Origin of the sequence: Saccharibacillus qingshengii (assembly GCF_013185195.1) — a bacterium.
GTDB classification, from domain to species: Bacteria; Bacillota; Bacilli; order Paenibacillales; family Paenibacillaceae; genus Saccharibacillus; species Saccharibacillus qingshengii.
This window is the reverse complement of sequence record NZ_JAAZWC010000009.1, coordinates 1-26,386: the sequence shown is the minus strand read 5'-3', so window position 1 is coordinate 26,386 and position 26,386 is coordinate 1. Positions and strand designations below refer to the sequence as shown.

General features: G+C 55.2%; 20 protein-coding genes. 9 read left to right on the top strand and 11 right to left on the bottom strand.

All coding sequences use genetic code 11. The features are described from left to right. Positions 1-47 precede the first annotated feature (47 nt). Positions 48-2,453, top strand: a complete 2,406-nt coding sequence (locus HRQ60_RS09705) for a putative bifunctional diguanylate cyclase/phosphodiesterase (RefSeq protein WP_172195619.1) — start codon at positions 48-50, stop codon at positions 2,451-2,453. Between the two features lie 148 nt (positions 2,454-2,601). Here HRQ60_RS09705 and HRQ60_RS09700 read toward each other — a convergent pair whose 3' ends face one another. The 6 genes from HRQ60_RS09700 to arfA all read right to left on the bottom strand — a co-directional run bounded on the left by HRQ60_RS09700 (position 2,602) and on the right by arfA (position 11,608). Beyond that, positions 2,602-3,360 (bottom strand): DeoR/GlpR family DNA-binding transcription regulator, encoded by a 759-nt coding sequence (locus tag HRQ60_RS09700; RefSeq protein ID WP_172195618.1) that lies wholly within the window; start codon positions 3,358-3,360, stop codon positions 2,602-2,604. A 280-nt stretch (positions 3,361-3,640) separates the two neighbouring features. After that, a complete protein-coding gene (locus HRQ60_RS09695) occupies positions 3,641-4,573 on the bottom strand; it encodes a manganese-dependent inorganic pyrophosphatase (protein ID WP_172195617.1) in 933 nt (310 codons plus the stop codon). 112 nt (positions 4,574-4,685) lie between these two features. Then, positions 4,686-6,488 (bottom strand): glycoside hydrolase family 13 protein, encoded by a 1,803-nt coding sequence (locus HRQ60_RS09690; RefSeq protein ID WP_172195616.1) that lies wholly within the window; start codon positions 6,486-6,488, stop codon positions 4,686-4,688. 351 nt (positions 6,489-6,839) lie between these two features. Further along, positions 6,840-8,141 (bottom strand): glycoside hydrolase family 27 protein, encoded by a 1,302-nt coding sequence (locus tag HRQ60_RS09685; RefSeq protein WP_172195615.1) that lies wholly within the window; start codon positions 8,139-8,141, stop codon positions 6,840-6,842. Positions 8,142-8,306: 165 nt separating this feature from the next. Further along, entirely contained in the window at positions 8,307-9,791 is a 1,485-nt protein-coding gene (locus HRQ60_RS09680; protein WP_172195614.1) for an alpha-N-arabinofuranosidase, read from the bottom strand. 293 nt (positions 9,792-10,084) lie between these two features. Next, a complete protein-coding gene (arfA, locus tag HRQ60_RS09675) occupies positions 10,085-11,608 on the bottom strand; it encodes an arabinosylfuranosidase ArfA (RefSeq protein WP_172195613.1) in 1,524 nt (507 codons plus the stop codon). Positions 11,609-12,037: 429 nt separating this feature from the next. Here arfA and HRQ60_RS09670 point away from each other — a divergent pair, with 429 nt between their 5' ends. After that, positions 12,038-13,726 carry a methyl-accepting chemotaxis protein gene (locus tag HRQ60_RS09670; protein ID WP_172195612.1) on the top strand — a complete coding sequence of 563 codons (1,689 nt, stop codon included), beginning with the start codon at positions 12,038-12,040 and terminating at the stop codon, positions 13,724-13,726. Between the two features lie 55 nt (positions 13,727-13,781). Then, positions 13,782-15,017 (top strand): extracellular solute-binding protein, encoded by a 1,236-nt coding sequence (locus tag HRQ60_RS09665; RefSeq protein WP_172195611.1) that lies wholly within the window; start codon positions 13,782-13,784, stop codon positions 15,015-15,017. A gap of 85 nt (positions 15,018-15,102) precedes the next feature. Here the strand turns inward: HRQ60_RS09665 and HRQ60_RS09660 are convergent, their stop codons facing one another. Both HRQ60_RS09660 and HRQ60_RS09655 read right to left on the bottom strand, forming a co-directional pair. Further along, on the bottom strand, positions 15,103-16,791 hold the full coding sequence (locus HRQ60_RS09660) for a glycoside hydrolase family 13 protein (protein WP_172195610.1): 1,689 nt from the start codon (positions 16,789-16,791) through the stop codon (positions 15,103-15,105). Positions 16,792-16,896: 105 nt separating this feature from the next. Further along, positions 16,897-17,682, bottom strand: a complete 786-nt coding sequence (locus HRQ60_RS09655; RefSeq protein WP_172195609.1) for a glucose-1-dehydrogenase — start codon at positions 17,680-17,682, stop codon at positions 16,897-16,899. 230 nt (positions 17,683-17,912) lie between these two features. Between HRQ60_RS09655 and HRQ60_RS09650 the strand changes: the two genes are divergently transcribed. Further along, complete coding sequence (locus HRQ60_RS09650; RefSeq protein ID WP_172195608.1) at positions 17,913-18,362, top strand: hypothetical protein; 450 nt, start codon at positions 17,913-17,915, stop codon at positions 18,360-18,362. Between the two features lie 81 nt (positions 18,363-18,443). On the opposite strand, the gene HRQ60_RS09645 is transcribed toward HRQ60_RS09650, so the two are convergent. Next, positions 18,444-18,923: an SRPBCC family protein gene (locus HRQ60_RS09645; RefSeq protein WP_172195607.1), complete on the bottom strand. Its 480-nt coding sequence runs from the start codon at positions 18,921-18,923 to the stop codon at positions 18,444-18,446. Positions 18,924-19,014: 91 nt separating this feature from the next. After that, positions 19,015-20,238: a GTP-binding protein gene (locus HRQ60_RS09640; protein ID WP_172195734.1), complete on the bottom strand. Its 1,224-nt coding sequence runs from the start codon at positions 20,236-20,238 to the stop codon at positions 19,015-19,017. Positions 20,239-20,424: 186 nt separating this feature from the next. Between HRQ60_RS09640 and HRQ60_RS09635 the strand changes: the two genes are divergently transcribed. Next, a complete protein-coding gene (locus HRQ60_RS09635; RefSeq protein WP_172195606.1) occupies positions 20,425-20,949 on the top strand; it encodes a ClbS/DfsB family four-helix bundle protein in 525 nt (174 codons plus the stop codon). On the opposite strand, the gene HRQ60_RS09630 is transcribed toward HRQ60_RS09635, so the two are convergent. Continuing rightward, positions 20,946-22,082, bottom strand: a complete 1,137-nt coding sequence (locus HRQ60_RS09630; protein ID WP_172195605.1) for an MFS transporter — start codon at positions 22,080-22,082, stop codon at positions 20,946-20,948. The genes HRQ60_RS09635 and HRQ60_RS09630 overlap by 4 nt on opposite strands. Positions 22,083-22,201: 119 nt before the next feature. On the opposite strand from HRQ60_RS09630, the gene HRQ60_RS09625 reads away from it, so the two are divergent. From HRQ60_RS09625 to HRQ60_RS09610, 4 genes are all read left to right on the top strand, one after another. Further along, positions 22,202-23,101 (top strand): LysR family transcriptional regulator, encoded by a 900-nt coding sequence (locus HRQ60_RS09625; RefSeq protein ID WP_172195604.1) that lies wholly within the window; start codon positions 22,202-22,204, stop codon positions 23,099-23,101. 80 nt (positions 23,102-23,181) lie between these two features. Next, positions 23,182-23,691 (top strand): hypothetical protein, encoded by a 510-nt coding sequence (locus HRQ60_RS09620; protein ID WP_172195603.1) that lies wholly within the window; start codon positions 23,182-23,184, stop codon positions 23,689-23,691. A gap of 294 nt (positions 23,692-23,985) precedes the next feature. Next, positions 23,986-25,416, top strand: coding sequence for a S1 family peptidase (locus HRQ60_RS09615; protein ID WP_172195602.1), 1,431 nt, complete (start codon positions 23,986-23,988; stop codon positions 25,414-25,416). 146 nt (positions 25,417-25,562) lie between these two features. Continuing rightward, complete coding sequence (locus HRQ60_RS09610) at positions 25,563-26,072, top strand: hypothetical protein (protein ID WP_172195601.1); 510 nt, start codon at positions 25,563-25,565, stop codon at positions 26,070-26,072. Positions 26,073-26,386 lie beyond the last annotated feature (314 nt).

The following is a 26,386-nucleotide window of genomic DNA, read 5'->3' as shown; positions in this document are numbered from 1 at the left end:
TCGATATAGAAAAGAAGGAACCTATAAACAAAGTGAGTTGAATAACAATGAACTCCTATGCCAAACCGATTATCCTAAACGAATATTTCGCGGCGGCGGGACTTGTGTGCTCGATTGCCGCCTGTCTCATGATTGCTGTATTGACTGTCGGAGGCATCCATTCCCTGCGCGGCCTGCTCAGCCGGGAACGTCTTCCCCGCCTGTTGATTATGGGCGCCTGCTTTGGCGGAACGGTATTGTTCGGCACGCTGTCCGTGCTTCCGACAGAATTTGCGGTCTATGAAGTGCTGCATCTGATGTTTCCTTCGGCAGCCGGCCTTCTGATCTGCCTGCTGGCGCTCCGTCTGGCGAGCGATGCGGGAGGGTGGAAAGGATCGCTTCATCTGTCCGGCAGCGCCGCCGTGCTGACCCTGATGATTCTGGCTTTCAATTACTCGAACGTCTACCTGATCTTCGGAAGTGTCGATCTGCGCGCAGAAGTGCTTTTGGCAGCCGCCATCGGCCTTTTTTCCGCGCTTTTCCCGCTTATTCGTCTCGCTATGCTGGTCACGCGCAGAACCGGGCGGGTTTTCGAACGTTTTCCGCCAGCCGGGCTGCTCTTCTCGGCTGTCGCCACGACGATTATTCCGGCCGTCATGACTCTGTCGGCCATGCCGATCGATCTTGAATTCGGACCTGGTCTTCCCGACAATTTGGCTCCCTACCTGCTGCTGTTTGCCGTAGCGGCGGGTCTTGTGATTCTGACCGACCGCTACCGCGAAGAAGACTCGGAGAACCGGTACCGGGAAATGCACGAGAAAGAAACCCATTACAAGTCTCTATTCGCCTATAATCCGGATGCGGTTCTGGCACTGGATGAAGGAGGGCGCATTCTGGATATGAACAGCCGCGCCCAGGAGATGATCGACCGGCTTCCGGACGGAACGGCTCTGCATATGCTGACGGAATGGTCCACGCACGAACAGCAGGACAAGATTCTGGCCCATTACGAAAAGGTGATGGGAGGCACTTCGGACGAGATCGAAGTGGAGTTCCGCATTCCGGAACGAGAATCGACGCATTTGATTCTGACTTCACTGCCGATTCTGATCGACGGACGTTTCACCGGTGCGTACAGTATCGCCAAGAACATTACCGACAGCAAAAGAATTCAGGAAAAGATCCGTCACCTTGCGTATCACGACGAGCTGACCGGCTTGAACAACCGCAAATACATGCGCGAGTACGTCGACGAATTGACCCGCGGCGACACGAAATTCTCTTTTCACTTATTCTTTATCGATTTTGACCGCTTCAAGAAGGTGAACGACTTGTTCGGTCACGAGTTCGGCGACAAAGTGATTCGGCATGCGGCGCAGAAACTGAAGAACGTCCTGCCCGAAGAAAGCATGCTGGCCCGTTCGACAGCGGACGAATTCATGGCGGTTCTGCCTCACGGATTCGATCCGGTGTCTGCCGCGCAGCAGATCGGCGATGGCTTCTCACTTCCGTTCCGGATCGGTCAGCAGATGGTCACCTTGACCACAAGTATAGGCATAGCCGTGTTCCCCGCAGACGGGCAGGACGGCGAAGCGCTGTTCAAGCATGCCGATCTGGCCCGCTTCGATGCCCAGAGCCGCGGAGGCGGTCGCTTCGCTTTCTTCGACCACAGCCGCGCTATCGAGAACCGCGAACGCCTGATTCTCGAGCGGGATCTCCAGGCGGCGATCGAACAGGGCGAACTGGTCTTGTTCTATCAACCGAAAGTGGATATCCGCACCGGCATTCTGGTCGGTTTGGAAGCTCTGGTACGCTGGAACCATCCGAAGCTCGGCATGGTTCCTCCGCTGAAGTTCATCTCCCTCGCCGAAGAAAGCGGGCTGATTGTCCCGCTCGAGCGCTGGGTGCTGCGCACCGCCTGTCTGCAGATGCAGCAGTGGATTCGCGAAGGCAAGGCTCCGATTCCGGTAGCCGTGAATATCTCCCAGATTCATCTGATGCAGACCGATATCGTCGAGAGCGTACTCTCCACGCTGGAAGAGTTGAAGTTCGACAGCCGGCTGCTCGAACTGGAAGTAACCGAGAGCGCCATGATGCACAACGAGGAGCAGGTTATCTCTATTCTCGGGCGCTTCAAGCAGGCTGGGATTTCGGTCAGTCTGGACGATTTCGGCACGGGCTACAGTTCGCTGAGCTATCTGCATCTGCTGCCGATCGATTGTCTCAAGATCGACCGTTCGTTCATCAAAGGAATTGCTACCCATTCCAACAGCCTGGCGATCGTCGAGATGATTGTCACCATGGCCCGGCAGTTGGGTCTGCGCATCATTGCGGAAGGCATCGAACACGAAGATCAGATCGAACTGCTGCGTACGCTCCAATGTTTCACCGCCCAAGGTTTCTACTACGGCAGACCGGTGGCGGCCGAAGAATTCTACAGCCTCGGTCTGGAGGAACGCAAACTGGGTTCCTGAATACTTCAGGGTGTGACCTTCACACTCCAAGCTTTAAGCTTCAAAGGCCGCCCGGCGTCTTGCGACGACACGGGCGGCCTTTTTGCATGCGGAGCCAGGCGCTTTAACCTTTGCTCCCGGCGCCCTAGAGGACGGCACGCGCTTCGGATCAGTAGATCACTTCGACGCCGCTTCGCTCCAGACGCTCCATCCATTCATCCGAAGGACGGCGGTCGGTGACGAGATAATCGACAGCGCTCAGATCGAACAGCTTCACGAATGCCACCTTGTCGAACTTCGTATGGTCGGCCAGCAGCACCGTTCTGCGCGCCTGCTTCAGCATGACTTTCTTCAACTCGCTCTCCGGCTCGTTCGAATCGGTCACGCCGTATTCGGCCGATAGGCCTTTGCAGCTGAACAGCGCCGTATCCACCACATATTTCGACGCCGTTTCGTTCGCTACGGCACCGACCAGCGAATTGGAATGCGGACGCAGCGTACCTCCGGTCGAAATCACCGTATGGCCAAGCTTGACATATTCCGCGAAAATAATACTGGAATTGGTGATGACCGTCAGATTTTTCTTGGTATTCCCGAGTTCCCGCAGCGCTTCGAATGCCGTCGAGCTTGGATCGGCCATCAGCGTATCCCCGTCGGAGACGAGCCGGGCCAGTTTGCGGGCAATCTCGTTCTTCTCCGGCAGATTCGTCGTATGGCGGGTCTGATACGACAAATCTTCGTTGGTGTGAATATTGAGTACGGCTCCGCCGTAGGTACGCGTGACGATGCCTTCCTTCTCCAGCTTCTCCAGATCGCGCCGGATCGTCTCCTCCGTTACCTCGAACAGCGAGCTCAAGGCGGCTACAAAAACCTTTTGATCCCGGCGCAAAAATTCGATAATCTTCTCCCGGCGTTCAAACCCCAGCATAAGCAATCTCCTCGATTCTTTCATTCGTCGTCCATTCATTTGTTTATTCGTTCGTCAACCGTTTCCCGAGTGCGCACGGCCGCTGTCTGCGTATGGTTCTTGCTTTGTTCAGTATAGGCGATGAGCGGTTGCGGGAAAAGCGGAATCGACACAGACCAGGCAGCCGGGGGAAGGTGGAGGCGTTCAAATCAACTGCAGGCTGTCCGTTATAAAAAAAAGCAAAGAGCGGCGTGTGGCACGCCGCTCTTTGCCAATCGGATAGACAAGGGTTAATCGAGATTTACGCTTCTTCGAAAGCTTTCGTCAGTACCGGTACGATCTGCGATTTGCGGGAGACGACGCCTTTGAGCAGCGCTTTGTTGTTCTCGAGCGTCACGCCGTAGGCGCGCTCCACGGCATCGGTCTTGCTGCCGAGCGCGATCGCGACGGAGTCATTGTTGAGGATATCCGTGATCGCCAGAACGAACAGGGACAGTCCTTTGTCGACGATCTTCTCCTTGAGCGCGGCTTCGAGTTCAGCCTGCTGCAGCAGCACTTCGTCCACGTCGACCGCGTTGATCTGCGCGATTTCGACTTTGCTGCCGCCCATTGTGAATTCCTTGGCATCGATGGAGATCAGATCCTGCGCCGTTTTGCCGCTCAGGTCCGCGCCGGCTTTGAGCATGTCGAGGCCGTATACGTCAACGTCCACGCCGGCGATTGCCGCCAGTTCCTTGGCAGCCGCCACGTCCTGCTCGGTGCAGGTCGGCGATTTGAACAGCAGGGAGTCCGATACGATCGCGGACAGCATCAGGCCCGCGATCTCTTTGCGGATCTCGACGCCGTTCTCTTTGTACAATTTGTTCAGGATTGTCGCGGTGCAGCCAACCGGTTCGGCGCGGTAGTAAAGCGGGTGAGCCGTCTCGAAGTTCGCGATGCGGTGGTGGTCGATAACTTCAAGCACATGAGCGTCCGCGATATCCGCCGCGCTCTGCTGGCTTTCGTTATGGTCGACCAGAATAACGCCTTCGGACTGATCCGCTACCGTCTCTACAAGGCGCGGAGCTTCGATGCCGAAATGCTTCAGCGCGTAAGCCGTCTCGCCGTTCACTTCGCCCAGACGGACCGCTTCTGCGTCCACGCCGAGCTGCTTTTTCAATTCCGCGTACGCGATTGCCGAAGCGATCGTGTCCGTATCCGGATTCTTATGACCGAAAATCAATACCTTTGCCATGGTTGAATGCCTCCTCTGAACTTATCTCCTGAATTCCGATGCTAATTATATCATTAATCCGCCCGCGGTACATCCATGCGCGTCGGGATTCGCAAAAAAAGGCTTCTCTTCATTACGGAGCCGGCTTCAACCCGCCGATAATGAGCGCTTCGTACGGACGCAGCACATGCGGAACGACATTGCCTTTTGTGCGCGAAAGGCTGTCTTTTCCCATGTCCGCCTCTTCGGCTCCCTCCTCCGCCGGATAATTGCCGAGCAGCCGATACGCCGATTCCAGGCAGACGCCGATATCTTCGGGCAGTTCGAACTCCGCTTCTTTTTCCGAAAAATTCAGCAGCATCAGGCCTTGTCTCTGTTCGTTCCGGCGCACGTAGGCAAACACCTGCTCATGTTCTTCCAGCAGCGACGCGTATTCGCCGTGGACGATCACGTCGGCATGCTCGCGGCGCAAGGCAATCAGCTTGCGGTAATAGTTGAGAATGGAATCCGGGTCGTTCTCCTGCGCCTGCACGTTGATCCCGCGGTAGTTGGGATTGACCGGCATCCACGGCTTGGCCTCCCCGCTTGTGAAGCCCGCCTGTTCTTCGTCGGTCCACTGCATCGGCGTCCGCGCGTGATCCCGGGTACCGGCCAGCACGCGGCTCTCCACTTCCTTGGCATCTTCGCCGCGCTTCGTCCGGGAGTCGTAATAATGCAGCGCCATCTGATCGTCCAGCTGATCCACCGATTCGAACGGAGAATTCGTCATGCCGATCTCCTCGCCCTGGTAAATGAACGGCGTGCCCCACAGCGTATGCACGAGCGTGGCGAGCATCTTGGCCGATTCGACGCGGTACTTTCCGTCATGGCCGAAGCTTGACACCATGCGCGGATGATCGTGGTTGCTCGCGAACAATCCGAACCAACCCCGGTTCAGCAGTTCTTTTTCCCATCTCGCCACGATCTCTTTGAGCTCCGGCAGCTTCCATTCCCGCTCCTTGAACGAGTCGTTCGGATCGGTCCCGATGCTCGGCGACTCCATCATGAAGATCATGCTCAATTCCTTGCGATCGGGGTCGGTGTAGCGCGCCACATCTTCCATCGAGACCATCGAAGCTTCGCCCACCGTGACCGTGCCTTCCTTATGCGAAAAACCTTTCTCGTTCAGCTCCCGCAGATATTGGTGCACATGGGGATCGTTCTTGAAATGCTTGTAGCCGCTGCCTTCGAGCTTGCTCTCGTCCGTGTCGGGCAGCCGGTGGTCTTTGGAGACGACATTGATCGCGTCCAGCCGGAAGCCGTCCACGCCTTTGTCCAGCCAGTAGCGGACCAATCCCTGGATCTCCTCGCGCACTTTGGGATTGTCCCAGTTGAGGTCGGGCTGCCGCTTGTTGTACAGGCGCAAATAATATTCGCCCGTCGCTTCGTCGTATTCCCAGGCGCTGCCGCCGAGGTAGGAGGTCCAGTTGTTCGGCGGTTCGCCGCCTGGCTCGGCCGGACGCCAGATATAGTAATCGCGGTACGGATTGTCTGTGGAGCTGCGGGACTGCCGGAACCAGCGATGCTGATCGGAGGTATGGTTCAGTACCAGATCCATCCACAGGTCCATGCCGCGCGCATGCATCTCCCGCAGCAGTTCTTCCCAGTCTTCCATCGTGCCCATCAGGGGATCGATCTCGCGGTGGTTGCGGATATCGTAGCCCTGATCGACACGCGGCGACTCATAGACCGGACTCAGCCAGATCGTATCGACCCCGATCGAGCGAATATAGTCCAGGCGGGAGACGATGCCCGGCAGATCGCCGCTTCCGTCTCCGTTCGAATCCTGGAAGCTGCGGGGGAATATTTGATACACGACTTTTTCTTTCCACGGTTCGTGCTGCGCGGAGGACTGCTGCGGATATTCTTGTTCGCGTCGTACGGATTGTTGCAGCATTGGGAGGATTCCCCTTTCTGAGTGTCGAGTGTGGGTATAGGCGTGAATCGGAATCCAAGGTTACGGAAAAATATGAAGCTGCTTTCAAAAAGAATATAGGCAGTGTGAAACATTTACCCGGCAGGGCTCGCACTTAAAAGGAAAACGAACAATTTTGAATAAAAAAAGGCGGTGGCGCAGAAAAAAAAGCACGACGAAAAAGCCTTCCGCCCGCCCGGGGGCGGTCGGAAGGTTGGAACTGTGCTTTCGGGCATTCCGCGCCGCAGCCGTAGGCAGCGGGAAGAGCGGGCCTACGGGTTTGGAAGTCCCGCCGCAGCAGGCACGCGGCCAAGGCTGCGATATCCGGCGGCGCTACTGCGGCGCCGTCACCGCCAGCAGGCGGCTGCCGTGCGGCGGGAGCTGCGCCCGCAGCAGCCCTTCCGGCGCGGCCAGATCCTGCCGCGCCCACAGATCGCGGACGCGCGCATCCGGCGCGGACACGATCTCGCCCGGGGCCAATACGATCTCGGCGGGTTCGTCGCCGAGATTGAACAGGCCCACGTTCAAGCCGCCATCCGGGCGGCTTGAGAACCAGATCCGGACACCGTCCGGATCTCCGGCGCGCCGCGGCAGCGGGCGCGGTTCATGGCCGTCCCGCGAGACGGCCAGCACTTCGTCGTTGGTGAGCAGCGACAGGGTCCACTCGTCGTTGCTGCGCAGTTCGCCGCCGAACATGAGCGGCGAGCGGAACAGGCTCCACAGGGTCATCATCGTGACCTGCTCGTCCTTCGTAAAGCGCGTCAGGCGGTCTTCGTCCCCGCCGTCGACGCTGCGAATGCCGATCCGTCCGAGCGGCAGCATGTCACAGTCCGGGAAATGTCCCGGACCGACGTACGGCGCCCACGCTTCGCAGCGCTCGAACATGCCGCGCAGCAGGAACCAATGGTCCCAATAATCGTCGGTCATCCGCCACAGATTGGCATGCCCGATCAAATGCTCGGCCCGGTCCACGTGCGCCGGTCCCGGCGACAGGCTCAGCACCATGTCGCGGCCGCATCCGTCGATCGCGCGGCGGATCAGTTCGACTTCGCCTTCATGGTAGCCGTACAGCCGCGAGTCGGCGATATCATCCACTTTGACATAGTCGACGCCCCACTGCGCATAGAGCGCGAACAACGAATCGTAATACGCTTGTGCGCCTTCTTGGGCCGGATCGACGCCGTACATGTCCGTGTTCCACGGACAGATCGAATTGGGATGCGCGATCTGCCGGGCGGTGACGTCCGTGCCGAGAATCTTCGTATCGGCATGCACCGCCTGACGCGGAATGCCGCGCATGATATGGATGCCGAACTTAAGGCCGAGCCCGTGCACGTAGTCCGCCAGCTCGCGGAATCCCCTGCCGCCTTCCGCAGAAGGAAACCGGTTCGCCGCCGGCATCAGACGGGAATACTCGTCTATTTCGAGCGGCACGAACGGCCGGTAGCGCGAAGAATACGCGCCCGGTTCGTACCATTGAATATCGACGACGACGTATTCCCAGCCGTGGGCTTTGAGATGTTCCGCCATATAGTCCGCGTTGCCGCGCACCTCTTCTTCCGTGACGCTCGCGCCGTAGCAGTCCCAGCTGTTCCAGCCGAGCGGCGGTGTCTGCGCGTAAGCATGGTGCTTCATTGCGATCGCTCCTCCCTATGCTGCGGGTTCCCTCGCACCGTACGTTCTTTCGCATCAAGCGAGTAAACGTTGGCGCTGCGCGTTAACGCCCGAAGGCCGGCGCTTTCGTCGCCGGCCTTCCTGCTGCATCGCACGCCTTGGATTCCCCGCGCTTGAATCGTCCGTTCAGCCTTTGATCGTCAGTACCGTAACCGACATCGGCGGCAGTTCCACATTGAGGCTGCTGCCTTCGCGCTTGAAGTTCTCGAACGCCTGCGGCGCGATCGTGTCCGGATGCTCGAACGTATTGTGCGCGTCCATGCGCCCTGCCGTCAGGACGCGCCCGCTTACGGCGCCTTCCGCTCCGATGCCGCGCAGGTCAAGCGTCAGGCTGCTGCCTGCCGTCGGACTGACGTTGCACAAGCTGATATGCACATCGCCGTCTTTGCGCGAAGCGGATACGCTGACCTGCGGGATCGAATCGCCGTTCAGCTCGTAATCCGGTGTCTCCACGGCCATCTGCAGCACGTCGGCATCCTGATGCACTTTGAACATTTCGAACACGTGATACGTCGGCGTGAGCAGCATTTTGTCGCCTTCGGTCAGGATCATCGCCTGCAGCACGTTGACCATCTGCGCGATATTCGTCATTTTGACGCGTTCGTGATGGTTGTGGAAAATATGCAGGTGCAATCCGGCGACCAGCGCGTCGCGCAGCGAATTTTGCTGGTACAGGAAGCCCGGATTGGTGCCCGGCTCGCTCAGGAACCACGTGCCCCACTCGTCCACGATCAGCGCCACTCTTTTCTCCGGATCGTATTTGTCCATGATCGTCGTGTGGCGGGTGATAAGCTCGTCCATGTGCAGCGACTTCTTCATCACTTCGAACCAGCCGTTCTCGTCGAAGCCGAGTGCCGATTTCTTCTCTTCCCAGCTGCCTTCCATCGTGTAATAATGCAGGCTGAGCCCGTCCATGTGGCGGCCCGCTTCGCGCATCAGCACTTCCGTCCAATGGTAATCGTCGACGTTCGGCCCGCCCGCGATCTTGAACAGCTTGTTGTCGCCGTAGTTGCGCGAATACGTCTGGTAGCGGCGGTATTCGTCGGCGTAATACTCCGCGCGCATATTGCCGCCGCAGCCCCAGTTTTCGTTGCCGACGCCGAAATATTTCAGTTTCCACGGCTTCTCCTGCCCGTTCTCCTGACGCCATTTCGCCATCGGGGATTCGCCGTCGAACGTCATGTACTCGACCCATTCGCTCATCTCCTGCACGGATCCACTGCCCACGTTCCCGCAGATATACGGTTCCGTCTCCAGCAGCTCGCACAGCCGGAAAAACTCATGCGTGCCAAAATGATTGTTCTCCACCACGCCGCCCCAGTGCGTATTGACCATCCGGGCGCGTCCTTCGCGCGGGCCTACGCCGTCTTTCCAATGATATTCGTCGGCGAAGCAGCCCCCCGGCCAGCGCAGAACCGGAATGCTGAGATTCTTGAGCGCCTGCAGCACGTCTTTGCGGATTCCGTCGATATTGGGCGTCTGTGAATCTTCCCCGACCCACATGCCTTCGTAGATACAGCGCCCCAGATGCTCCGCAAACTGTCCGTAAATATTGCGGTCGATCTTGCCAAGCGTCACGTCGGCGTTCACGATTACCGATGCTTTTGTCATAAAAAAACCTCCTCGGCGATCCTCTAAAGGATATTATGTTAACTTGTACGTACCTTTAATCGTTTGATGGGAGCAAGTGTAAGAGCCTTGCGCCTACGTGTACCTTTTTGTGCCTTTTTTCCTTTTTGTAAAAACAGTTCAGCCGCTCCTGTCGAGCCAAATAAGCGGGGAATCTGAAAATGTGAGCCGTAGAACATTTACCCGTGCAGGCCAACGGGAATATGCCCGCAGCGCTTCGCATTTTCCGAAACGATTGCCGGCATGTTCCCTGCTTCCTACCCTGCTTCAAGCAATCAGCCGCGCTTGCGCAGACGAATCACGTTCCACGACGCTTTGGCCAGACGTCCGCTTACGATGCCGTCTTTGAGCTCGGAAGCGCCGCGGTTATGCGGAGCGACCTTCTCGCTGTCGGCCGTGTTGACGGCTTTGAGGTCGTCGTTCTCGAGCACGATATGTTCTTCGATCGCATAACCTTCAAAGCTGCGCACGTCGCACGTCAGATCGAGCGCTTCGGTCAGGTGACGGTTGAGCGCGAAGATCGTGAGCGTGTCTTCTTCTTCGTTATGCACAACGGCGGTGTCCAGATACGGTACATCCGTGTAATCCTGCGCATCGTATTTCGGCGAATCCACGACCGGCTTGAGCGAGACGCCGCGGCCGTAGACGGAAGCATGCAGGTACGGATAATAGATGGTTTGTTTCCACGAACGTCCGCCGTTCTCCGTCATGATCGGCGCGATAACGTTGACGAGCTGGGCCATGCAGGCCGACTTCACGCGGTCCGCGCGGCGCAGGAACGTCATCAGCATGCTGCCGACGAGCAGCGCGTCTTCGAAGTTGTAGACGTCTTCGAGCTGCGGCGGTGCCACGCTCCACGGATTGCGGTCGATCTGCGCGTCCGCTTCGTTGGAGTGGTACCACACGTTCCATTCGTCGAAGCTGAGCTTCATCGTTTTTTTGCTGCGTTTCTTCGCTTTGATAAAGTCCGTCGTCGAGATGACCGTATGGATAAAGTGGTCCATGTCCATCCCGCGCGCCAGATAGTTCGCCGAATCGTTATCGCGGTTGCCATAGTACTGGTGCAGCGAGACGAAGTCTGCTACTTCGTACGTATGGTCCAGCGTGTCCGCTTCCCACGACGGGAAAGTCGGCATGCCGGTGCTGGAGCTGCCGCAGGAGACCAGTTCGATGTCCGGATCGATCAGCCGCATCGCTTTGCCGGTCTCAAGCGCCAGGCGTCCGTACTCTTCCGCCGTCTTATGCCCGATCTGCCACGGTCCGTCCATTTCGTTGCCGAGACACCACATTTTGATCTTGTGCGGCTCCGCGAACCCGTGGCTTTTGCGCAGGTCGCTGTAGCGGCTGCCGCCCGGATGGTTGCAGTATTCGACCAGATTGCGCGCGTCATCGATCCCCCGCGTTCCGAGGTTGACGGCCATCATCACGTCGGTGCCGGCGTCTTTGGCCCAGCGCATGAACTCGTTCGTTCCCACATAGTTCGGCTCAAGCGTGCGCCATGCCAGTTCGAGGCGTTGCGGACGGTCTTCGACCGGTCCCACGCCGTCTTCCCAATCGTAGCCCGAGACGAAGTTGCCGCCCGGATAACGGACGATCGGCACTCTCAGGTCGCGGATCAGCTGTTTCACGTCGCCGCGGAACCCGTACTCGTCGGATGTCGGATGTCCAGGCTCGTAGATGCCTCCGTACACGGCGCGTCCGAGGTGCTCGATAAACGATCCGTAGATCCGTTCGTCGATCTCGGAGATGCGGAACGACTTGTCGACGATCATTCTGGCTTTCAGGTTAGATGCTGTCATGCGGTTCATTCATCCTTTCCTTCTGCAAAAATATGATGAAGGCCCATCCCGATAGAACGCTTACATTTAAGGTTTTGTCAACTCTTCATCAAAGGATTGCGTGCTCTCAAGCGTACACGCTTCAGGTCCGTTCGAGGGCACGCAATCTTACTTATCACGTTGACAAAACCTAGTTGTCGAACCGCAAATCCGGACGGGCCGTTTCCTGCGCCGCTACCCGGTTGTACGGGCGGAAGAACCTTTACGCACCCAATGTATCACGCATGTCCGTACAAGTCAATTCTTATGTGAATCATTAATATTTATATTAAATATATGTGCAAACGTTTTCCCTATACAAAATAGCAGAAAAGTATCCGATAACTATAGAAGGGCTTTGGCCTAATCGGCAAATACTGATCTATATACAGTTAATGGGGGGGTTCGATTTTGAAGTTATCGCTTCGCAACAGACTGCTTCTTAGTTTTTCTTCAATCATCATTCTTTTCGTGGCCACGGTCGGCATTACGAACTTGATGAACCAGCGCATTACCCGGTTGAACGACGAGATCCAAGCGACCAATAAACGGATGGAGACCGTGCAGCGGCTGAATTTGTTCGCGCGAACCGCCAACGACGAAGGCGCGCATTACCTGCTGGCGCCGGACCATTTGAAAAGCGGCTTCAAGTCGCGTTTCGACGAGACGGTTTCTTTTCTGGACACCGAATTGAAACGGCTGAAAGAAGCGACCGTCGATCCGGCCGGCATCGAGCAAATCGAAAAGTTCAATACGCTGTGGTCGGCTACCGTCGCGGATAAACAGGCTTTGATGGCGCTGGCGGACAGCGGGCAAAAAGCCGAAGCCCAGCAAAAATACACGCAGCAGTCGTTCGATCCCGTGGCGTTTTCCCTGTTGTCTTTCGTCGAAGAGCAGCAGGCGAAAATCGAAAGTTACGAACAGGAAATTCAGGAAGCCCGTCTGCAAATACGGATCGCAAGCTACGTACTGGTCGGCTTGGCGGTACTCTTGTCCGTGCTGATCGCTTACCTGCTGTCGAATTACTTGATCTCCCGTATTCGCCCGCTGATCCGGGTTGCCGATTCGGCGACGAAAGGCGATCTGCGCGAAACGTCTTTGGCGGTTCGGGGCAACGACGAATTGGCCGATCTGACCCGGGCTTTCTCCGCGATGACCGACTCGCTGCGTTCCGTCTTGAGCAGTGCCGATCAGGTCTCGCATATGGTAGCGGCGTCTTCCGTGCAGCTTCAGGCCGGCGCGGAACAGACCAGTTCGGCGACCAAGCAGATCGCGGACGTGATGCAGAACATTACGGAAGGCACCGAGCGTCAAGCCAATCAGGTCGAACATAACCTGTCCGTCATTACGGGGATCTCGAATCAAGTGCAGAACATCGCGAGAAACAGCGAAGCCGTGATGGAAACGGTCGAGACCACTTTTTCGTCCGCCGAGCAGGGAAAAAGCGATCTCACCAACGCGATCCGTCAGGTGCGAGTCATCGAAAACAGCAACCAACGCCTGGGCGAAGTGGTCGACGGGCTGAGACGGCAGGTCGCGCAGATCGGCGAAGCCACGCAGCTGATTACAGAGATCTCCAGCCAGACCAACCTGCTGGCGCTCAATGCCGCGATCGAGGCCGCCCGCGCCGGCGAACAGGGCCGCGGATTCTCTATCGTGGCGAACGAAGTCCGCAAGCTCGCCGAACAGTCGCGTCTGTCCGCCGACCAGATTCACGGTCTGGTTCTGGGCATTCAGCAGGCGACCGGCTCGGCTGCCACGGAGATGGAATACGGAACCCAGGAGGTTCGCAAAGGCATCGATCTGATCGAAGTCGCCGGCGACTCGTTCGAAGACATTATCGGCATGATCGAAAAAGTCAAAACGGATGTACGGGAAGTGACCGACTCTACCGTGAGCATGCTGACGGACGCGGAACAAGCCGTGTCGGGCACCTCGCTGATCGCGGATATCTCGCGGGAAACGACCGCGGGCACGCAAAGCGTGGCCGCTTCGACCGAGCAGCAGCGCGCTTCGATGGAAGAGATCGCCGATTCCGCCACCTCGTTGGCTGATCTGTCGGACGAGCTGAAGTCGCTGATCGGCCAGTTCAGTTTGTGATGGGCGAACTTTCGTCCGCAAAGCCGCCTATTTCAACATTCCGAGGAGACTTTATATGAGAAAATTATCGTTTCTGCTGGCAGCCCTGCTGCTGCTCAGCGCTTGTTCCAATCTGTCCGCAGGTTCCGGCAGCGCTCCGGTGGAACTCACCTTCTACAGTTCTTACGACGGCAAGGAAGCGGAGCTCGTGCAATCCAGAATCAAGATGTTCGAGTCGGAGAATCCGAATATCAAAGTCAACGTGAAAGCCGTATCGTTTTCTTCCGACAGCTTCAAGACCGCTTTGCTGGGCGACCAGCCGGTGGACCTTTTCCGTTCGGACAATTCTTGGGTACCCGAACTGGCAAGCCTGGGGCTGCTGTATCCGATCGAAAATATGATTTCCGCGGAAGACCGGAAAGATTTCGTGCCTTCGGCGCTTCGTTCCGACGAATTCGAAAGCCATCTGTACGGCCTGCCGACGGTCATGGAATCTCTGGCGCTCCTGTACAACAAGAAGCTTCTGCAGGAAAACGGGTTTGCCCAACCGCCGAAGACGATGGAAGAATTAAAAACGATGTCAAAAGCGTTGAAAACGGCGAATCGCTACGGCATTTACGTATCCGATAACTCTTTCTATGCCCTGCCTTATATCTGGGCGTTCGGCGGAGGAACCATGACGGACGATCGGCAGGTCGAAATCGCTCAGCCGGCCTCGGTCGAAGCGCTGAAATTCATGCGGAATCTGATCGTAGACGGGGCCGCGCAGCCTTATCCGGATTTCTCGGACAGTTACAACGTCATGATGTCCGACTTCAAGGAAGGTCGTTCGGCCTTTATGATCAACGGTCCTTGGGCAGTCTCCGACCTGCTGGCGGGAGCCCAGTTCAAAGACGCTTCGAATCTGGGCATCGCGGTCATTCCGACAGGGCCGAAAGGCGATACCGGCTCGCCGGCGGGAGGCCACAGTCTGGTCATCTCCAAGTACAGCAAGCACCCAAAAGAAAGCTATGCGTTGATTCGGTATCTCACGAGCACGGAATCGCAGCTTCTGCATACGAAAGAACTCAAATCGCTGCCTTCGCGCAACAGCGCTTATCAAGACGAGCAGCTCATGTCCGACCCGATCGTGCAGGGCTTCAAAGTTCAGCTCGATGCTGCCAAACCGCGACCGCTGATTCCGGAAGGCGCGCAGATGTTCACAGACTTCACGCCTAACCTCGTGCAGATCCTGACCGGTCAGCAGTCGGCCGAAGCCGGCGCGAAGAAGATCGAAGCCGCTTGGCGTACCCTGCTGGGCTTGGACAAGTAAAAAGATTCGAAACGCGCACGTCAAGGGCTGCCCCAGCTATTCGGGGCAGCCCTGTTTGTCATTCCTATCGATCTCTGGCATGCTTCTATCCCAACCGATAAATCGCCGCCTCGTAAGGCCGCAGTTCGAAGTCGCTTCCCTGCGTCACGCCCGGCTCGTAATTGCCGAAGATGAATTCGCGCGGACGTTCGCACAGGCGTTCCGGACATTTGAACGTCGGCGTGCCGGAGAAGAAATTCAGCACAACCATCAGCGTCTCGTCTTCGAATGTGCGCGTGAACGCATAGATGTCCGTATCGAGCGGCAGCAGCAGGCGGTATTCGCCGTAGAGCAGGGTCCGGCTGACTTTGCGCAGCTCGATCAGTTTCTTGTAGTAGTGGAAGACCGAATCCGGATCGGCCAGGGCCGCTTCGGCGTTGACCTGTTCGTAATCCGGCGCGATGCCCATCCACGGCTCGCCGGTCGTAAAGCCGGCTCCGGCAGAAGCGTCCCACTGCATCGGCGTACGGCCCGCATCGCGCGTATTGCGCCTTGCGATCTTGAGCGCTTCTTCTTCGTCCATGCCGCTCTTGCGCGCATGATCCAGGAAGTTCAGCGTTTCTTCGTCGCGGAAGTCTTCCGCCGTATGGAATACGCCGCCGGTCATGCCGAGTTCTTCGCCCTGATAGATCAAAGGCGTGCCTTCGAGCGTCATCAGCAGCGTCGCCAGCATCTTCGCGGACAGCTCGCGGTATTCGCCCGTATGGCCGAAACGGCACACGGAACGCGGCTGGTCATGGTCCGCCAGATTGTTGGCGTTCCATCCCTGCCCGTGCAGCACGGTCTGCCAATGGCTGATCGCGTTCTTGATATCGAGCAGGGTCCACGATTTGTTCGTCCAGCGCCCGATGCCCTGCGACGAATGGCTGAGCAGCAGATGGTCGGAGTTGAGTACCATATTCGCTTTGCCCGGCTCGTCGCCGATCGAATCGAGCGTCTGCGCCGGATCGAGCCCCGCCGCTTCGCCGATCGCGACGATATCGTACTCCGCACCGATTTCGTCATGCAGTCTTTTTACGATTCCGTTCACTTTGTCCAGACTCGAGAACATCTGATAGGCCCGCTCGACCGGCAGATGCTGCGAATTCCCCGTCTCTTCATCGTCATGCCCTTCGGTCTTGACCACATGGGCGATCGAGTTGAAATGGAAGCCGTCCACGCCTTTGTCCGCCCACCATTTGACGATTTGATACGCTTCTTCGCGCACCCGCTCGTTTTCCCAATTCAGATTGGGCTGGCGGTGGCTGTACAGATGCATATAGTATTCTTCCGTTTCCGGTTCGAACTCCCAGACCGAACCGCCGAAGTAGGAGCCCCAGTTGTTCGGGAACCCGGAACCGCGGCCTTCGCGCCAGATATAATAGTTGCGCTTGTCGTTCTTCTTGGAGGCACGCGATTCCCGGAACCACGGATGTTCGTTGGACGTATGGTTCAGCGGCATCTCCAGCATGATCTTCATGCCGCGTGCATGCGCGTCTTCCAGCAGCCGTTCGAAGTCTTCCATCGTGCCGAATTTGTCCATGACTGCCCGGTAATCGCGAATATCGTAACCGCCTTCATGATCGGGCGAATCAAAGATCGGAGCCAGCCACAGCACATCTACGCCGAGTTCCTGCAGGTAGTCGAGTTTCGAGAAAATGCCGGCCAGATCGCCGACCCCGTCGCCGTTCGTGTCCATGAAGCTTTTGATATAGATTTCGTAAACGACGCTTTCTTTCCACCATTTCGGATTCATTGCCTACTCCTCCTTCGCGGTTTGCGAATAAAAAGAAGCGGAAGGGCTGCCCTGTTCAAGACCCCTTCCGCTTCCCCCTCATTCATACCCGGTACTGTTCGATCGTTACCCTTTTCCGCCTTGGAAAGAAGGATACTTGGTCATGCCTCCGTCGGCAAACAGCGTGATACCCGTCACGTAGCTGGATTCCGACGACGAGAGCCAGGCCGCAACGGCGGCAATTTCTTCGGGTTCGCCTACATAACCCATCGGAATCATGCTCTCGACCTGCTTTTTCTGCTCGGGATCTTCGAATTTCTTCTTGTTGATCGGCGTGTTGATAGCACCGGGTCCGATCGAATTCACCCGGATGCCGTGCGGCGCGTACTCCAGCGCAAGCGTCTCGGTCATCATCTTGACCCCGCCTTTGCTGGCCGCGTAATGCACGAAGTGCGGCCATGGAATGATCTCGTGCACGCTGGACATGTTGATGACCGTGCCTTTGATGCCGTGTTCGAGCATATAGGCGATCGCTTCGCGGCTGCCGAGGAAATAGCCGGTCAGATTGAGATTGATGACCTGATTCCAGTCGTCGAGCGAGAGTTTGTGCGATTCGACTTCGTTTTCCTTGCCGGCGTTGTTGATCATGATGTCGAGTCCGCCGAACGTATCGTGCGCGGCCTGGATCAGTTTTTTGACGCCTTCCTCTTCCGAGGAACTGGCCTGAACGGTAATGGCTCGGCCGCCCGCCTGTTCGATCTCCCGCACCATGTCTTCAATGCCTTCGCTGTTGCTGTGGTAGTTGATGACGATGTTCGCTTTCTCGCGGCCAAGCCGCAGAGCGATCGATTTGCCGAGGCCCGATGCGGCTCCGGTCACGATCACCGTTTTTCCTTGCAGGTCCGGATACATAACCATCCCTCCTCTTCTTCTTATTAGTACCCCGCTGTCCGCCGCAGAAACTTTCTTTTTTTTGCTATCGTCTGTGCAAAAAATTACCTCCCGTTAAGCTTGGGTTAATATTCGGCGGTTATAGTAAGGATAGACGGAAGCTTCAAACACCTCACACACCGCACATAGACGGACGACTTCCATATAGCGGCATCTATGCCGCAACCCATTCAAGAAAGCGAGGCAACTCCATGAAAACATTAAAAAAATCCGAACTGCCTGCCAAGCATCGTATCAATCTCAAACGGATCTGGATCGTCGGCACCCTGGCTCTCGGTATCACGCTCGGCAGCAGCCTCGGCGGCGGCAAAGTCGAAGCGGAAGCCGTCTATCGCGATACGCCTCCGGCCTCGAGCGACGAAACCGTCGGCAGCAAAGACGCTTTCCTGTACGCGCTTGGCGCGCAGGATGAGCAGCAGGTGTACAATCGGATGTACGAAGGATTGTCGCTGGGCGAAATTGCCGCACTCGGCGGAGGCAGCGAAGAGCAGCTGATCGCCCTGCAGGTGCGGGAGCTGGAACAGCAGTTGGAACAGAGGCTGGCCGACAGCCAGATCAGCAAGGAAGCTTACATAGCGTACAAAGCCGAACTGCCGGAGATCGTGGCGGCGAGCTTAACGTCAAGTATGGCGGCAGAGTAACGGAAAGAGCCGGAACAAGTGCGGATATGCACCTGTTCCGGCTCTTTTTTTGTTTTTGGCGAGAAAAGGTTCTCCCGTCACTTATTCCGCCATTCCGGGCTGCACCGATCGAATGCCCAGACGCTGCGTCAGCCCTTCGAGGCAGTCCGCCATCACCCGGTTATGGTTCCAAACGAACGCCGGACGAAAAAAAGGCGCCCACATATTCATCCAGCGTTTCTTCGTCCGTACTTCCCACGTGTAGCGGACGCGGGTGCAGGCGCCGATCTGTTCGAACTCCAGCCGTCCGCTGCCTTCCAGATGACCGTCCGCGCACAGCTCGATCAGATGCGGACTGCGCTTCTCCACAATCCGCGCGGTAAAAGACAGCTTGTACAGCATCCGCGTCCGGATCACGGTCAGATATTCGTCCCCGATCCCGTCGCCGGAAGTACCCGATTTCAGCTTGCAGATCGAACAGCCCCGCCACCAATCCGCCCGTTCCGGTTCCTCGATCAGTTTCCACAATTCTTCCGCACTCGTCTCCAGCATCCAGTCGCTAACGAATCGGTATCCGTTCATGGCTCTTCGCTCCCCGCCGCTTAAGTCTCTTCCCTTCATTAACACCAAGCGAGGGAATTGAACATCCGGGAGCCAAGACCTTCTGAACCGCCTAAGCCGTAACCGGCTTAAACGGATTCGGGAGCCGGCTCCAATCCTGCTCCAGCTCTTCGTCCGTCAACAGCGCCGCATCCAGCGATCGTTCGATCGCTTCCCGGTCCATGCCGATGCCGATCAGCACAAGCTTCGTCACACGGTCGCCCCAGCGGTCGTCCCAATCCGGGGAATTCTCCAGCGATTCGCCTTCGCCGAAATAGAACTCCCGCTCCTCCGGCGTCAGCGCCGAGACCCACATGCCTGCGCTCGTGAATTCTTTCGAGCTTCCGGCCTGGCTGAACGAATACGCTTTGCGGTTGTCGAACGCCATCCAGACGATGCCTTTGGAACGTACGACCGCTTCCGGCCAACGTCCCAGCCAGCGGCCGAAGCGTTCGGGATGGAACGGTACTTTTCTTTTAAAGACAAAGGAATGGATGCCGTACTCTTCCGTCTCCGGCGTATGTTCTTCCTTCATCAACTCCTGAATCCAGCCCGCAGATTCGCTCGCCCGCTCGAAGTCGAAGCGTCCCGTGTTCAGAATCTCCGCCGGATCGACCTGCCCGTTAACCGAGCGAATGAACTTCGCCGTCGGCTGAAGGCTGCGCAGCACCTGTTCCAGTCGGTCCAGCTCTTCCGGTTCGACCAGATCGCATTTGTTGAGAATCAGCACGTCGCAGAACTCCACCTGTTCGACCAGCAGGTCGACGATGCTCCGCTCATCCTCCGCCTCGACTTCCTGCCCGCGGTCCCGCAGTTTCTCGCGCGATTGGTAGTCGTTCCAGAACTCGGCCGCATTGACGACCGTTACCATCGTATCGAGACGGGTCAGCTGGGTCAGATCGATGCCGTTCTCCTCGTCCACGTAGCTGAATGTCTGCGCGACCGGCACCGGCTCGCCGATGCCCGTCGATTCGATCAGGATATAGTCGAAGCATCCTTCTTCCGCCAGCCGCTCCACTTCCGTCAGCAGATCTTCGCGCAGCGTGCAGCAGATGCAGCCGTTCGACATCTCGACTAATTTCTCGTCGATCCGCGACAGTCCGCCGCCTCCCCGGATCAGATCCGCATCGATATTCACTTCGCTCATATCGTTGACGATCACGGCGACTCGGAGCCCGGTCCGGTTGTTGAGCACATGGTTGAGCAGCGTCGTCTTGCCGGAACCCAGATAACCGCTGAGGACGGTGACGGGGATACGGGAGTCTTTGTCGGTCTGCTGGGTAGGGAATTGGCTCATGGATGAATTCACGCTCGCTCTCATAAGTTATTTAATCGTAATTATTACGATTAAGCTTTATATATATCTTAATCCTTTTCCGAATCCGCTGTCAACACAGCCGTTATTCCGTTCGCAAAACGGACAAGGCGCTGTCCATTTTGCCGGCCTATAATGAAGAAAGATGGAAGAAAAAGGAGGGCCTCTATGCCAAGTTACGTATACGTGTCAAAAGAAGCGCTGACCGCCGCTATCCATACCGCTTATCTCAAACTGGATGCCGAATACGACGAAATCGCCGAATCGGACAAAGATCTGCGGCTGCCGGATGTCGACCGGACGCCGGCCGAGATTCTGGCTTATCAGCTGGGATGGCTGGCGCTGATACAAAGCTGGGAAGCGGAAGAACTCGCCGGCGGCGTCCCGACAATGCCTGCGCCCGGATACAAATGGAACCGGCTCGGCGAGATGTACGCGGACTTTTACCGGCAGTACGAAACCTACTCGCTGGCGGAACTGCGAACAAGGTTCGCCCAGGCGGAAGCGCAGTGGCTGGCGTGGATCGACGGATTAAGCGACGAAGAGCTGTTGGTCCAAGGAAAACGGCGCTGGACCGGAGAGAACCCCAACTGGCCGATGGCCCGGTGGATTCATATCAACTCGGCCGCGCCGTTCGGGTCTTTTCGAGGGAAAGTCCGGAAGTGGAAGAAAGCGAAATCCGCCGCCTTTTAACTTCTGCTTCCGCCCAGTCCCCACTGCACGGCGATCATCGCCGCAATCGCAACCATCAGAACCGCCAGCGCTGCCGTAAAGCTTCCCGAAGCATCGTGCAGAGCACCGATCGAGAGCGGACCCATTGCCCCGAGGATATAACCGCCGCCCTGCGTCATAGCCGACCAGCCTCCGGCTTCTTCGGGTGTGCGCGCTTCCGCGATCGGCAGCATCAGGGCCAGCGGGAACAGTCCCCCGGCTCCGATTCCGAGTGCGATGACCGCCGGAAGTATCGGCAGTCCGAGCAGCAGCATGCCGATGCCCGCCAGTTCCAACAATCCGCAGCCGATCAATACCGGTCTCGGGCTGCCTAATCGCGATACCAAGCCCGGCGCGATCAAGGATACCGGAATCTGGATGATCGTAAAGAGGCTCAGGAATACCGCAGCCTGATCCGGCCGATAGCCGAAATCGATCGCAATCGGGGCAATCCAGGCGGTCACCGAGTAGAAGATTCCGGCCATCAAGCCAAAAAACAAGGTCAGCCGGATCGCTTTGCGATTGCGCAGAGGCAGTACGGAGCGCGCCCGTCCTTTCGAGGGCGCACCTCGCCGGGCAAAGCTCCACCAGAGCGCCGCCGCCGCAAAGCCCAGAACCGCCCAGCAGGCCAACGCCGTATTCAGGTGCCCTCCGCTCCGCTCATACACCGGCACGGACAATGACGAGGCCAGTGCCGCCCCGACCGTCATCGAAGCGGAATAGACACTGACAACGGCAGGCCTTTGGGGGAAACTCTTTTTGATAAAAGCGGACAGCAGCGGCCCGGCCAGACTGATCCCGATCCCTCCGACGACCGCCGTTACGACCAGCAGAGCGACAGAGCTCCCCGCGCCCCGAAGGCCGGTCATGGCGGCAATCAGCAGGAGAGAAGCCCAGATCGTTCGCTCCAACCCGAGGCGGTCGCCGATCTTGGCCGCAAGCGGCGCGAACAACCCCATACAGAGAACGGGGATTGTCGTGAGCAAACTGGCCGCCGCCCCGCTCATTCCAAGCTCCCGCTGAATCGTGCCCAACAGGGGAGCGACGGATGTCATCAAAGGTCTAAGGTTCAGAGCGGCAATCCCGATTGCCAGCAGCGTATAAAAGTTCTTCATCGTCTCACCTCCCTATTTATTCGGATCGATTTCAGTATAGGCAGGCCTCTATCATTGATCAATTCTATTATTCTTATTAGAATGATAGTTAAAAACTATGATAGGGGCGATTTCCGAACATGGATACGCGCAGCATTCGCTATTTTCTGGCCGTGTACGAGCAGCTGCATTTCACCCGGGCGGCCGAAGAACTGGGCATCTCCCAACCTACGTTAAGCCAGCAGATCCGCGTTCTGGAAGCGGAGATCGGTATCCCTTTGTTCGATCGGATCGGCAAAAAAGTCGTCGCGACCGAGGCCGGAAAAATGCTGAAGCACTATGGCACCAAGATGCTGCAGGCGGAAATGGACATCCAAACGGCGGCAACCGAACTCCGCTCGGGCAGTCAGGGCGAGATTCGCCTCGCGGCGCTGCCTTCGGACCTCGATTTCCGCCTCGTGCCGCTGTTCGTTCGGTTCAAGACCAAATATCCCGACACGCGCCTTCAGGTGATCTCGACCATTTTTGCGCATGAAGAAGTGCTTGGTCACAAGGTCGATCTGGGCATCGGACTCCAGGGACCGGCAGACGATCGGCTCACCCGTATTCCGCTCGGATCGGAGCCGTACTGCCTGTTCGTCCGCGCAGACAGCAAACTGGCCCGAAGAAAGCGGATTACGCTTGCGGATCTGCGCAGTCACCCGCTGGTCATGTATCCCAAAGGGTATGTAGGCCGCGATCTGGTCGACGAGACCTGCCGCAAACAGGGATTCGAGTTGTCGACGGTGATGGAGACCGACTCGGCCGTCTCGCTGCTGCAGCTCGTGTCCGCCGGGATCGGCGCGACGGTGCAGCCGGCCGGACTGATCGGGCAAAACGGCGAAGGCTACCCGGAGATCGTCGCCGTTCCCCTGTCCGGAGAAGAACCGGTACGGCATCTGGAACTGACTTATTACGCGGACCGGTTCCTTACCGGCGCGCAGCGGGAGCTGATTCGCTGGTTGACCGATTTTTTCGGGCAGATGAGAACTTTTCCTTGAATTCTTCGCGGATTGGCTCAACCTTTGGCGTTTGGAAGCGTCTATGAAGTAACGCTTGGCCCAACATAAGGAGGCATTTGATGAAAAAGCGCATCGTTTTGCCGACCGTCCTGCTGCTTCTGCTTCTGTCCGCCTGCTCTACCGACAGTACGCCGGATTCGGTTACCGAAGACAACGACAAGTTCACCGCCGTCAAGCAGATCAAGGAGAGCGACTTCGAGCTTCGCTTGGTCGTCGACCGGATCGAAGAAGAAGATAATACTTTTACGCTGGAAGCCGGCATACGCTATACGGGGGATCAGCCGGAAGTCATAATCAGCCATGGCGATCCTTTATTTGCTGCTACTTTAAGCATAGACGGCGAGCAAATCGGCGGACCGATATCCATCTCTGCGGTCGGGCTTTCCACTCCATTAAAAGCAAAAGAGTGGATAACCGAAAATCTCGCAATCCAGTCTTCACGGACACAGATCAAACAATTTTATAAAAAAGACGGGAAGATTACGCTGCATGCCTACTTCGATTCTTCAGATGAAGAACTTGAGAACGCAAGCTTCCTGAGCCTAAAAGCCGAAGAAATCCCGCGATAAGATCAAGCCTTCCTCACTCCCTGTTCCGCAAACAACCAAAAAGCCGCTTCCGCAGGCATGATGCCTGTGAAAGCGGCTTTCCCCTATTCCGCTGCAGTTCCGATTCTTACTTTTTAAGCCACATAAACCTGTATCACGGCGCCAAATTCTCAGTTTGCTAATATGCTTTTCAAAAAAAAAAATATGGTACTGTTTTCATGTGATAATTTTTCCAAAAAGGGAGGTTTTACAAAAAAATATTAAAATAATGAAAAGTTTGTCATGAGTCTTTTTAAGCGATTTTCTTCTTAAAAGATGAACAGTCCGAAAGAAAATAAAATTAAAATCAATAAACACGGAGGTTACAATGATAAAATTGAAAAGAATTGTCTTATCAAAGCTTTCACTTGTTTAACTTTGTTGGCGCTCCTAATCCCTTCGGTCACTTTACAGAATTATACTTACGCAGAAGACGCTTCATCCATTTCTCAAGAAGACCTAAATCAAAAATTCAGAAAAGAGTTTGGTTTTCCGGATCAGCCTCAATCTTTTATTCAACTGACTAATGAATCTTCTATTGAAAAATATGGCGTTCTGCTGACAGAAAGCGAGGAAGCCGAAATGGATCGAAGAATTCAAGTCGAAAAAGATTTTTTGCCAGAATTCGAAAAATCTCTTCAAAATTCTGAACTTGGCGGCTCCTATGCGGGTATTTACATTCAGCAAGATCCTGAACACAAAATTATTGTGACCTATAAAGAACAAAATACAATTAAATCAAACCCTGAAGACGTTTTTCAAACAAACGAGAATGTCGAAGACGATCTGCTTGCACAGGTAAATGTTTCTACACTTAAAAGTGGAGATTTAATTCAGCCTGAAGAAATTGAATTTAAAGCCGTACAATATTCTGAAGAAGAACTCCAATCCTATGCAAGCTTGGTGATCGAGAAGATACCTTCCTTTGAAGAAGAAGGTATAAAGATCACAAAAGTGTTTAGCGATTTTGTAAATCAAAAGATTGTAGTGTCAATCCCTGAAGCGACCGAACAACAAAAAAATTATATTCAATCTTTTTTTTCGAATTTCCCCTTAAAGTTTGATGAAGATTTAGGCGGGGCTACTCTGACTGCAAGAAACACTTATACAGGATTTATAATGGGTGGTCATGAGATAAATGAAGCATCTCCTACCGGCAGTGCTTGTTCTGCTGGGGCAGTTGCTAAGTCCCCTTCTACTGGAGTTTTATATCTTATTACAGCAGGACATTGTGCGAGTCAAGGAACTAATTATTATCAAGGAGGCAAATTACTTGGTCCTATGGCTTTAACTTATATGGGATACTATGCAGATACCGGAGCTATTCGTATCAATACAAGTAACTTCAATCCGAGCAATACTGTGTATGAAACTTCGGGTCCGAATCCAGGAACTTCTGAACGCTTAAACATGGTACAAGCTTTATCCTCTAGTTATAGCGGAGAAGTAGTCAGTAAATCTGGAAGGACTACAGGAACTACTACAGGAACTTTACTTGCAAAAGATGTTTACTATACAGCACTCCAAAGAAGTTATTTTCAATCCAGCACAGTTTGTGAAGAAGGAGATAGCGGAGGTACAGTTTTTTATGGGAATGCCCTTAAAGGAATTGTAGGTGCAAGGGATGGTTTCCCAACTAATTATATGCTATATACTCATGCTGAAAGAGCAATGAACGGTTTAAGGTTGACCTTGTACACTCCCTAAAGAAAATTTTCCTTACTACTAAATTAATTTCGTTTGAAGTTACCTTGTTACTTGCCTTGTAAACAATTCCAAATTTCTCGTAAGGCTTTTCTATTCTCTCTGTTTTTTTGTGGGTATAAAATGTTTTTTTAATCTGAGGTGTACAAGTGAAAAACCGATTTTTTTTCTTACTTTTTTTTGTTTTATTACTAACTGCTTGTTCTTCTATAAATAGTGCCCCTGACTCGGTCGTTGAGGGCAAAAACGAGATCACGGCTACTAAACAAATAGCGGACAGTAACTTTGAAATACGATTAATTGTTGCACGACTCGAAGATACAAGCAACACTTTTGACTTAGAAGCGAGTATTCGATATACAGGAGAAGAGCAGGAAATTACAATCAGTCATGGAGATCCCCTTTTCACTGCCGAATTAAAAATTGATGGCAAGCAAATCGGCGGCCCTATCGGTGTTTCTACTGTAGAAGAAAGGAGTTTATTAAAATCAAATGAGTGGCAAACTCAAACTATCATTCTTCAATCATCTCAAACTCAGATCAAGCAATTTTTCAAGCAAAATGGAGAAATAATAATAAACGCCGGATTTAGTGCTGAAGGATATAACCCTGAGCATGGAGCTTTTTTAAGTCTGAAAGCAGAAGAAATTCAACCTTAAATTTTTCCTCAAAAAACCGCTTTCTTTGACATTAATGTCTTTGAAATCGGTTTTTTGACTTTTTCTTTAACCCCTTAATTATGCTGCCAACTTCTTCACCGTCTGGCCCATCTGCTTAAACTACTGTTCTTTCATACTCTTCTTTGCCACCTACTGGAGCTTTATATCTCGTTACGGCAGGACATTGTGCTAATCAATCAAGGAAGTGACGTGTATAGGAGAAGAAAAAATCTTTTATTTGTGACGGATTGTAAAATGAAGTGCAACACCTCGAACTGAATACAAAAAGGGCTCATGGCCGGATTCGTGTAGAA